A 1,203-nucleotide genomic window follows, 5' to 3' on the forward strand; every position below is an offset into this window, starting at 1 on the left:
TCACAATCGAGGCAGCTAGGCAAGAACTGTTCACAAGCCCCATTTACCGTTCGCACCGGCTGCAATGGCGCAGCCGGGACCACCCCCACTGTGGAGGTTTCCATTTTGAGAAGCACACTGCGCGACCCGTCCATCAGACGGTCCAAGGGACTACAGAGAGTTGTGGGGGCGCTGTTCGCAGCCCTCATTGCCTTTCTGTTGATCGCCGCCCCTTCGGCACAGGCAACCACCCCATCGCCTTCGCCGTCACCGACGACATTCCAAAACAACATCAGCGGATTCCTCCGCGATGATGCCCGGGCACCCATACCCGGCGTCAAGATCAAGGCCTCAGGCAACGGGTTCGAAGGTGAAGCCACCTCCGGAGCCAACGGAGCGTGGACCATCGGTGTCCCGGTCCAGGGCACTTACACCATCGAGCTGGACACCTCCACATTGCCGGAGGGCATCGCACTGGCCGAGGGTCAGGACAATCCCCGCGATGTCACGTTCAGCCAGACGTCCAACCTGTCGGTGATCTTCGCCTTCGGTGAGGGCATCGTGGTCCAACAGCAGGACTTTGGCCAAAACCTCCTCAACCGCCTTGTAGCGGGCCTGAGCTTCGGCCTCCTCCTTGCACTCGCCTCTGTGGGCCTCTCCCTGATCTTCGGAACCACGGGCCTGACCAACTTTGCCCACGGCGAGATGGTCACGCTGGGCGCCGTCCTCGTGTTCATGTTCAACGGCTTTGGGCTCCCCTTCTGGCTGGCGATCCTGCTGGCGCTGGTAGGCGGCGGGCTCTTCGGCTACGTCCAGGACGCCGGTCTATGGCGCCCGCTCAGGAAACGCGGCTCGGGCCTGGTCCCCATGATGATCGTCAGCATCGGCCTTGCCCTGGCCATCCGCTACGTCATCCAGTTCTTCTTCGGTGGAGCAACCCAGCAGCTGCCCGGCGCACAAAGCGCGGAAATCCAAATCGGGCCTGTCTCCATCTCCCCGAACAACCTGTGGTCGCTGGTCATCAGCGCCGTGGTCATCGCCCTGATCGGCATAGTCCTGCTGAAAACGCGTCTCGGCAAGGCAACCCGCGCTGTGGCAGACAACCCGGCCCTGGCCGCCGCCTCCGGCATCGACGTCGACTCGGTCATCCGCATTGTCTGGATCGTCGGTGGCGTCCTCGCCTCCCTCGGCGGCATCCTGTGGGCTTACTACCGCCCGGGCGTC

The 1,203-nt window shown here is 63.3% G+C and carries 1 protein-coding gene; it reads left to right on the forward strand.

All coding sequences use genetic code 11. The features are described 5' to 3' along the window. Positions 1-162 precede the first annotated feature (162 nt). Positions 163-1,203: carboxypeptidase regulatory-like domain-containing protein (locus tag HP499_RS24410; protein ID WP_172326598.1), on the forward strand; the 1,041-nt coding region annotated here is incomplete at its 3' end.

This window comes from Paenarthrobacter sp. CM16 (assembly GCF_013179505.1).
In the GTDB taxonomy this organism is placed as follows: Bacteria; Actinomycetota; Actinomycetes; order Actinomycetales; family Micrococcaceae; genus Arthrobacter.